The sequence below is a fragment of the Mesorhizobium sp. M7A.T.Ca.US.000.02.2.1 genome, from assembly GCF_003996995.1.
Taxonomy (GTDB): Bacteria; Pseudomonadota; Alphaproteobacteria; order Rhizobiales; family Rhizobiaceae; genus Mesorhizobium.
Window position 1 is genome coordinate 1 of the sequence record NZ_RZTT01000287.1, and the last position, 7776, is coordinate 7776.

Genomic DNA, 7776 nt, shown 5'->3' on the forward strand with positions numbered 1-7776 from the left:
CAAAAGTTGAAACAGAACCGCGCGCAGGCGACATTCAAACGAAACATATGTGATGCAAAAGTCACATTGGCCGGAATGCCAACCAACTGCACGGAAAGACCCCGAATCAGCCGCATTCCAGCCACGAAGCAAGGCATTTTCGACCAGATATTAACATCACGTTCACCGACTATTCACGCCTCGACGCTATGATGACCGCAATTCGGAAGGGACATCCGAAAATCGGGACAGGGACAAGGGTAATGAGCTTCCTCGCGCACCTCATCGGCTATGCCGCCGCCATTCGCGAATTCGTCGCGCCGACCTATCGGCCCGAGCGCTATTACATGCGCGGCCCCGGCCCTGCTTGCGCCCGTCGCGGCAACTCGCTGGGCGCGCACTGATCATGGCTTTCGAAAATCGCCACAACAGCAGGATCTGCAGGCCGGCCGCCTCTACCCGCGCCACCACCTATCGCGCCGAGCGTCCCGCTCTCGCCGACAGGCGCCGTGCGACATCGCCACGGCTTTGATACCGACGCTGGCCGGCTTAGTGTCATAGGACACGAGCCGCCGAGGCCAGCGTGACCGACCATTCCCAACCCAGTCGACCCCAGTCAAATCGTCCCTCCGGAACAACTCTCGACGCACGCCATCGATTGATCGTTTTCGATGGCGTCTGCGTGCTCTGCTCAGGCTTCGTGCGCATGGTGGTCAGGCTCGATCGCCAAGGCCGTTTCCGCTTCGCCACCGCGCAGTCGCCCTTCGGTGAAACGCTGTTTCGGAAGCATGGACTGCGCACGGACTCTTACGAAACCAACCTCGTCCTGATCGACGGCGTCGCCTTCACGCGGCTCGACAGCTTCGTCGCCGTCATGTCGGAACTCGGCTGGCCGTGGCGGGCGATGAAGGCTTTGCTGCTGCTGCCGCGCCCGCTACGCGACTGGCTCTATGATCGCGTTGCCAAGAATCGCTACGCGCTGTTCGGCAGGAAGGACAGCTGCGAGGTTCCTTCTCCGGAGCTGCGCGAGCGGTTCCTTGACTGAGGATGTGGCTGCTGGAAAACGAGCCGCCGCTCAGCGCATTGATCGGGCGCTATCGCGGTTGGCTCGAACCGGTGGATTCGCACGGCTTCAGCACGATCGCGTCGCCGGCCCTTTTGCCCAGTTCCCTGCAGCCTTGAACCGAGCACAGCGTCCAGCCGTCGCCGGTTGCGCCAGAGGCGGCGAGTATGACGCGCCGCTGTGGGCCGACCGTGGGCGTGTAGGCCCACCAGCCATTCTTCAGCACCGCGCCTTCCGATGGCTCCATGCCCGCGCCCGAGCCCTTGACCCGCGCCTCGACCAGCTGCAGGCCGATAGGCGTGACCTTCCAGTCTTCCTCCCAACGCGTCCGTTCCACCGAATGCGTCCAGGACAGCGTAAAGGCGGCGACGGAGAACGTCACCATCTTGCCGGCGGCCAGGATGCAAAGGCTCATGTTTTGACTGAAGCCTGCCGCGCACGAAAGCAGTGCCAGCCGATCCAGGCCAGCGCCAGCGCCCAGCCGGCCTCGTCGGTCAGCGGCACCGCGGCGACCAGAAGCACGCCGGCGGCGAAGGCAAGCAGGCGTTCCCACCCCGCCATGCGGCGGGCGAGAAAACCGACGGCGGCGGCACCCCACAGCACGATGCCCATGCAGGCCTTGGCGACGATGTAGGCGACCTCGACGGGATAGCCGAACTCGGCGGCGATCGGCCCGGCGTCCTGCAGCATCAGAGCCGGCGTGTAGACCGCCATGAACGGCACCACGAAGCCGGCAATGGCGAGTTTAGTCGCCTGGATGCCGATCTTCAGGCCACTTTCCCTAGCCATGGGTGCCGCGGCAAAGGCGGCCAGCGCCACTGGCGGCGTCAGATCGGCCATGATGCCGAAATAGAAGACGAACATGTGGCTGACCAGCAGCGGCACGCCGAGTTCCAACAGCGCCGGCCCGGCCAGCGACGAGGTGATGATGTAGTTGGGAATGGTCGGGATGCCCATGCCCAGCACCAGGCAGGTGAGCATGGTCAGCAACAGCGACAGGAACAGATTGTTCTCGCCGATGGAGATGATCCAGCCGATGAAGGTCGAAGCGATGCCGGTCAGCGTCAGCGTGCCGATGACGATGCCGACGATGTCGCAGGCAATGCCGACCGGCAGCGCGTTCTTCGCCCCTTCGGCGAGCGAGTCGACGCAGATTTGCAACGTCTCGCGGCCGCCCTTGAACGTAAAGCAGGCGGCAACCAGCGCGGCGATGACCAGGCCGAGGAGGTTGACGCCGAACTTCATGAACGAGGCGGCGGCAAGCCCGAGCGCTAGCCAGAAGACGATGCGGAAGGCAAGCGGCCCGATCGCTGCTGCCAGCGGCGTGCCGAGGATAAGCACGATGGTCAGCGCCAGGCCCATCGTGCCGGCGAAGATCGGCGTGTAGCCGGCAAACAGCAGATAGATCAGCGCTGCCAGCGGCAGCACCAGCGGCCAGTGTTGCCGCACCGCGTCCCACGGGTTGGGCAGCTCGGCCTTGGCCATGCCGTGCAGGCCGGCCTTGCCGGCTTCCAGATGCACCTGCCAGAAGCAGGCGCCGAAATAGAGCAGCGCCGGGATGATCGCCGCCTTGACCACCTCGGCAAAAGGCACGTTCAGCGTCTCGGCCATGATGAAGGCGACGGCGCCCATCACCGGCGGCATGATCTGGCCGCCCATCGAGGAGGTCGCCTCGACGGCACCGGCAAAGGCCGAGCGGAAGCCGAAGCGCTTCATCAGCGGGATGGTGAACTGGCCGCTGGCCACCACATTGGCGACGCCCGAGCCGGAAATGGTGCCCATCAGCGCCGACGACAGCACGCAGACCTGCGCCGGGCCGCCGCGCCATGTGCCGACAAGGCCCAGCGCGAAATCGTTGAACAGCGCGATCATGCCGGCGCGTTCGAGAAAGGCGGCAAAGACAACGAAGATGAAGATGTAGGCGGCCGAGACATAGATCGGCGTGCCGTAGATGCCTTCGGTGCCGTAGGCGAAGGTGTCGACCAGCTGGGCGAAATCATAGCCGCGATGGACGAGCGGCGGCGGCAGATGGTTGCCGAAAAAGCAGTAGGCGAGAAAGATGAGGGCGATGATCGCCAGCGGCAGGCCCATCAGCCGCCGCGCCGCCTCGAAGACCAGCACCACCAGCACCGCGCCGACGATGAGATCCGGCGTGGTCAGGAAGCCGGAGCGGCGAATGAGATCGGTGTAGAACACCCAATTGTACAGGCCGGTGCCGAAGCCGAGCGCCCCGAGCGCCCAGAACGCTGCTTTGGCCGGCATGCTCTTGGCGCGCAGATTGGCGATCAGGCCGAAGCCGAGCAGCAGCAGGAAGCCGACATGCATCGCCCGCACCACCTGGCTCGGAATGCTGCCATAGGCGGCGACATAGATCTGGAACACGGAAAAGGCGACGGCGATGAGAAAGGCGGCCTTGCCGGCGATGCCGTCGCCGAAGCCCGGCGGCAGGCCTTCGACATGTTCTTCGACGGCAGGCAGATGGAAGGTGGCGGATTTGCCGTCGGTCGTTGTTCCAGACGATGCTTCGCTCATCCAACGGTCTCCAGAAGGAGCGAAGTGTAGTGCGAGGCGCGCCCCCCTGTCCTGCCGGACATCTCCCCCTCGAGGGGGGGAGATCAGCAGCGTTGGTGTCTGCGCACGTTCTGCAACGTTAGCGATTGGCGAAAGGTGTGGTGACGGCCAATCTCCCCCCTTGAGGAGGAGATGCCCGGCAGGGCAGAGGGGGGCGCCTGGCGAGTGCATCTCAGATAGCCGAGCTACCCCCCGCTACTTCAACAACCCCTTCTCCTTGTAATACCGTTCCGCACCGGGGTGCAGCGGCACTGGCATGCCGTCGAGCGCCTTGGCCTGGTCGATCGCCTTGGCGGCGGCATGGGCCGCGGCCAGTTGGTCGAGATGGTCGAACATCAGCTTGGTCATCTGATAGGCGGTCTCGTCGGAGACATCGGCGCGGGTGATGAGGAAATTGCCGACGGCGGCGGTGGCGACATCCTCGCTCTGGCCCTCATAGGTACCCTTGGGAATGACCACCGAAAGATAGGGCGAGCCGATCTTCGCAACATCCTCGGCCGGCACCGCCACGACATTGATCGGCACGGAGGTGGCGAGGTCGCGGATCGAGGCGACGCCGAGCCCGGCCGATTGCAGAGTGGCGTCGAGCTGCCGGTTTTTGATCAGCTCGACCGATTCGGCGAAGGGCAGGTATTCGACCCGGCCGAGATCCTCGTATTTCAGCCCCGCGGCGGCGAAGATCGCGCGCGCATTGAGTTCGGTGCCCGACGCCGGTGCGCCGACCGACAGGCTCTTGCCCTTGAGGTCGGCCAGCGTCTTGATGCCGGACTCCTGGCTGGCGACAATCTGGATGTAATTGGGATAGATGGCGGCGATGCCGCGCAATTTGTCGAGCTTGCCTGGGAAACCGGCCTCGGCATTGCCTTCGGCGGCCATCTTGACGGAATCGCCGAGCGCAAAGGCGATCTCGCCCTTGCCCTGCTGCAGCAGATTGAGGTTTTCAACCGAAGCCTTGGTCGCCTGCACCTGGGTGCGCGCGCCTTCGATGCCCTTGCCGTAGATTTCCGAAAGCGCCACGCCGAGCGGATAATAGACGCCGGATGTGCCGCCGGTCAGCACGTTGATGAATTCCTGGGCTCCTGCCGACACAGCGCCAAGGCCAAGTGACAGCGCCACAGCGCCGGCTGCAACAAGTTTCGTTCTGAAATGAAACATCCGATTTCCCTCCCTGAAATATCGACGACCGCACCGCCTCCCAGGTGCGAACCGGGGCGAGTTTAGACAGTGGGCCGGAAATGCCAACCCGCAATTGTGCTCGTTAGACGAACGGTTGAGAGATCGGGAAGCAGATGGCGGCTTGCACAAAAATCCGTCGGAGCGGAAAGTTTTTCCGCAGCCTGTCGAAATCGTGCGCTGCCAAGCGACATACGTCCGGCTCGCAACGACGCGGCCTTCGAAACAACGGGAGAAGACCATGCGATACATGATTTTGATTTACGCCGACGAAGCCGCGATGGCGAATGCCCCGGCCGAGGCGACCTACCAGATGAGTGCCGCCTATGGCGCCTATACTGAGGCCCTGAAGAAATCCGGCGCGTGGCTGGCCGGTGACCGGCTGCGCCCGAGTCAGGCGACCACCTCGGTTAGGGTGGCTGGTGGCAAGACCAACGTCCTCGACGGCCCCTATGCCGACACCAAGGAGCAGCTTGCCGGCTTCTACATGATCGAGGCCGCGGATGCCGACGCCGCGATCGCCTGGGCGGCGCGCTGCCCGGCGGCCAGCGCCGGCACTGTCGAGCTGCGGCCGATCTGGGAACTGACCGAGTACCTGTCTGAGAAATGACGATGTGATGGACAGTCGCTCCGAGACCGCCCGGGCGGCCGCCGAGGCTGCCGCCCGGCAGAGCTACGGCAAGCTGGTCGCCTGGCTCGCTGCGCGTACGCGCGACGTGGCCGCCGCCGAGGACGCGCTGGCCGATGCCTTTGCCGCCGCCCTCGAGCGCTGGCCGCGAACCGGCGTGCCGGAAAAGCCGGAAGCCTGGCTGCTGGCGGTGGCGCGGCGGCGCCGTGTCGATGCGGTGCGGCGGCGGCTCACCAGCGAGGCCGGTCGCGAGCATCTCAAGCTGATTGCGCAGGAGGCGGAGGCACGCATGACCGAGGAAGACCTGCCCGACGATCGGCTGCGGCTGATGTTCGCTTGCGCCCATCCGGCGATCGAATCGAGCGTGCGTTCGCCGCTCATTCTGCAGACGGTGCTGGGGTTCGACGCCGCGACGATCGCCTCCGCCTTCCTGGTCTCGCCCGCAACCATGGGCCAGCGCCTGGTGCGGGCCAAGAGCCGCATCCGTGAAACCGGCATTCCGTTCCGCGTGCCGGAGCGGGCCGAACTCGGCGAAAGGCTGGACGCGGTGCTGGAGGCGATCTATGCCGCCTTCGCCGAAGGCTGGTCCGATCCGGCCGGCACCGAAACGCGGCGCCGCAACCTGGCGACCGAAGGCATCTGGCTCGGCCGGCTGGTGGCCTCGCTGATGCCGGAGGAACCGGAGGCACTGGGCCTGTTGTCGCTGATGCTGTTTGCCGAGTCTCGCCGCGCCGCACGGCGCAGCGCCGAAGGCGACTTCGTGCCGTTGGCGGAGCAGGATTGCCTTCTATGGGACCGTGCCCTCATCGAAGAGGCGGAAGCGCTGCTTTCCCACGCAGCGGCCAAGGGCGTCATCGGCCGCTACCAGCTTGAGGCGGCCGTGCAGTCCGCGCATGCGGCACGAAGGCTCACCGGCCGCACCGACTGGGTGGCAATCCAGGAACTCTACGACGCGCTGCTTTCGATCGCAGGATCGCCGGTGGTGGCGATAAACCGCGCGGTGGCGATCGCCGAGGCCGAGGGCGCAGTGGCCGGATTGGCGGCTCTTTACGTGCTGGGCGACGACAAGCGGCTTGACGAGTACCAGCCCTATTGGGCCGCACGCGCCGGTCTCCTGGCCAGGCTTGGTCAGGTACCGCAAGCCTGCGAAGCCTATGACCGGGCGATCGGCCTCGAGCGCGACCCGGCGGTGCGCCGGTTCCTGCAAGGAAAAAGAGCGGTGCTCAGAAATTGAGCTTCAGCCCGGCCACATCTCGTGCGAGGTGTTGAGCGTCTTCATCAGCGGATGGTCGCGCAGCCGCGCCCACAGGCGTTCGATGTTCGGCCATGCCGTCCGCGCGCTGTCGATGTCGGGATACCAGGCCACCAGCATGACCAGATAGATGTCGGCCAGCGACATCCGGTCACCGACCAGCCAGTCACGGCCTTCGAGCGCGGCATCGAGAACGGCAAAGCCGCGGTCCATCTCGGCCACGGCCGCCTGCGTGACCGCCTTGGTGCCTTCGGGATCGGCAGTGTAGCGGTATGCGTAGTAGAAACGCAGCACCGCCGAATAGAGCACAGACGACATAAAGGCCATCCAGCGCAGGAAATCCGAGCGGGCAGGCGCTTCTGCTCCCGGCGCCAAATTGGCGTCGGGGTGGCGCTCGGCAAGCACGATGCAGATCGCTGCGGATTCGGTCATCGAGCTTCCGTCGGGCAAGGTCAGCACCGGCACCTGGTTCAACGGACTGATGTCGAGGAAGGCGGGATCGGGCCGGTCGGTCTTCGGCACGTCGATCCGCTCAAATGGTACATTGGCCAGCGCCAGCGCCGCCTCGACCACGAAGCCGCCGCTGCCGGGACGGGTATAAAGCTTGTACATAAATTCTCCCCCGGCCTGCGCAAAGCAGGCCGGGGAGATATGAACCGGAAGCGGTGTGGCGCTCAAGCCGCCGATGGCGGCCACGGGCGTTTTTTCAGCGGGCCAGCTTGGTCGCGAAGAAGCGCCGGACTACGATCCCAGCCCCTCGAACAGGATTGTCGACAGGTAACGCTCGGCGAAGGACGGGATGACCACCACAAGGTTCTTGCCCTTGTTCTCCGGCCGCGAGCCGACGACGATGGCCGCCTGCAGGGCGGCGCCGGAAGAGATGCCGACCGGCACGCCTTCGAGGCGGGCGACGAGGCGGGCATTGGCCACGGAATCCTCGTTCGACACTTTGACGATCTCGTCATAGATCGTCGTGTCGAGGATTTTGGGCGCAAAGCCGGCGCCGATGCCCTGGATCTTGTGCGGGCCGGGCTGGCCGCCCGACAGAACAGGCGAGGAGTCCGGCTCGACGGCGACGACATGCACGGAGGGCTTGCGCTTCTTCAGCAC

Annotated in this window: 10 protein-coding genes; 5 read left to right on the forward strand and 5 right to left on the reverse strand. The window is 65.1% G+C overall.

Going from position 1 to position 7776, the window contains the following annotated elements; all coding sequences use genetic code 11:
- From EOD15_RS36295 to EOD15_RS23530, 3 genes are all read left to right on the forward strand, one after another.
- The coding region (locus tag EOD15_RS36295; protein WP_206639317.1) for a hypothetical protein at positions 1-192 on the forward strand (192 nt) is incomplete at its 5' end.
- 50 nt (positions 193-242) lie between these two features.
- Complete coding sequence (locus EOD15_RS23525) at positions 243-383, forward strand: hypothetical protein (protein WP_127318529.1); 141 nt, start codon at positions 243-245, stop codon at positions 381-383.
- Positions 384-637: 254 nt separating this feature from the next.
- Positions 638-1024 carry a DCC1-like thiol-disulfide oxidoreductase family protein gene (locus tag EOD15_RS23530; RefSeq protein ID WP_281035274.1) on the forward strand — a complete coding sequence of 129 codons (387 nt, stop codon included), beginning with the start codon at positions 638-640 and terminating at the stop codon, positions 1022-1024.
- Positions 1025-1073: 49 nt separating this feature from the next.
- Here EOD15_RS23530 and EOD15_RS23535 read toward each other — a convergent pair whose 3' ends face one another.
- The 3 genes from EOD15_RS23535 to EOD15_RS23545 form a co-directional block, all read right to left on the reverse strand.
- On the reverse strand, positions 1074-1457 hold the full coding sequence (locus tag EOD15_RS23535) for a DUF1850 domain-containing protein (protein WP_127318525.1): 384 nt from the start codon (positions 1455-1457) through the stop codon (positions 1074-1076).
- A complete protein-coding gene (locus tag EOD15_RS23540; protein ID WP_127318523.1) occupies positions 1454-3574 on the reverse strand; it encodes a TRAP transporter permease in 2121 nt (706 codons plus the stop codon). The genes EOD15_RS23535 and EOD15_RS23540 overlap by 4 nt, the downstream gene beginning before the upstream one ends.
- A 234-nt stretch (positions 3575-3808) precedes the next feature.
- Positions 3809-4768: a TAXI family TRAP transporter solute-binding subunit gene (locus tag EOD15_RS23545; protein ID WP_127318521.1), complete on the reverse strand. Its 960-nt coding sequence runs from the start codon at positions 4766-4768 to the stop codon at positions 3809-3811.
- A gap of 259 nt (positions 4769-5027) precedes the next feature.
- Between EOD15_RS23545 and EOD15_RS23550 the strand changes: the two genes are divergently transcribed.
- Together EOD15_RS23550 and EOD15_RS23555 are read left to right on the forward strand one after the other, a co-directional pair.
- A complete protein-coding gene (locus tag EOD15_RS23550; protein WP_127267556.1) occupies positions 5028-5396 on the forward strand; it encodes a YciI family protein in 369 nt (122 codons plus the stop codon).
- Positions 5397-5403: 7 nt separating this feature from the next.
- Positions 5404-6648 (forward strand): RNA polymerase sigma factor, encoded by a 1245-nt coding sequence (locus tag EOD15_RS23555; protein WP_127318519.1) that lies wholly within the window; start codon positions 5404-5406, stop codon positions 6646-6648.
- 3 nt (positions 6649-6651) lie between these two features.
- On the opposite strand, the gene EOD15_RS23560 is transcribed toward EOD15_RS23555, so the two are convergent.
- Both EOD15_RS23560 and EOD15_RS23565 read right to left on the reverse strand, forming a co-directional pair.
- Positions 6652-7278, reverse strand: coding sequence for a glutathione S-transferase family protein (locus EOD15_RS23560; protein ID WP_127318517.1), 627 nt, complete (start codon positions 7276-7278; stop codon positions 6652-6654).
- A gap of 129 nt (positions 7279-7407) precedes the next feature.
- Positions 7408-7776 (reverse strand): pyridoxal-phosphate dependent enzyme (locus tag EOD15_RS23565; protein WP_127408875.1); only part of this gene is annotated, 369 nt, incomplete at its 5' end.

Bases quoted from the DNA above. Each gene is read 5' to 3' on its own strand.
- EOD15_RS23525 (WP_127318529.1), top strand. From the start codon at position 243: ATGAGCTTCCTCGCGCACCTCATCGGCTATGCCGCCGCCATTCGCGAA.
- EOD15_RS23535 (WP_127318525.1), bottom strand. From the start codon at position 1,457: ATGAGCCTTTGCATCCTGGCCGCCGGCAAGATGGTGACGTTCTCCGTC.
- EOD15_RS23540 (WP_127318523.1), bottom strand. From the start codon at position 3,574: ATGAGCGAAGCATCGTCTGGAACAACGACCGACGGCAAATCCGCCACC.
- EOD15_RS23545 (WP_127318521.1), bottom strand. From the start codon at position 4,768: ATGTTTCATTTCAGAACGAAACTTGTTGCAGCCGGCGCTGTGGCGCTG.
- EOD15_RS23550 (WP_127267556.1), top strand. From the start codon at position 5,028: ATGCGATACATGATTTTGATTTACGCCGACGAAGCCGCGATGGCGAAT.
- EOD15_RS23555 (WP_127318519.1), top strand. From the start codon at position 5,404: ATGGACAGTCGCTCCGAGACCGCCCGGGCGGCCGCCGAGGCTGCCGCC.
- EOD15_RS23560 (WP_127318517.1), bottom strand. From the start codon at position 7,278: ATGTACAAGCTTTATACCCGTCCCGGCAGCGGCGGCTTCGTGGTCGAG.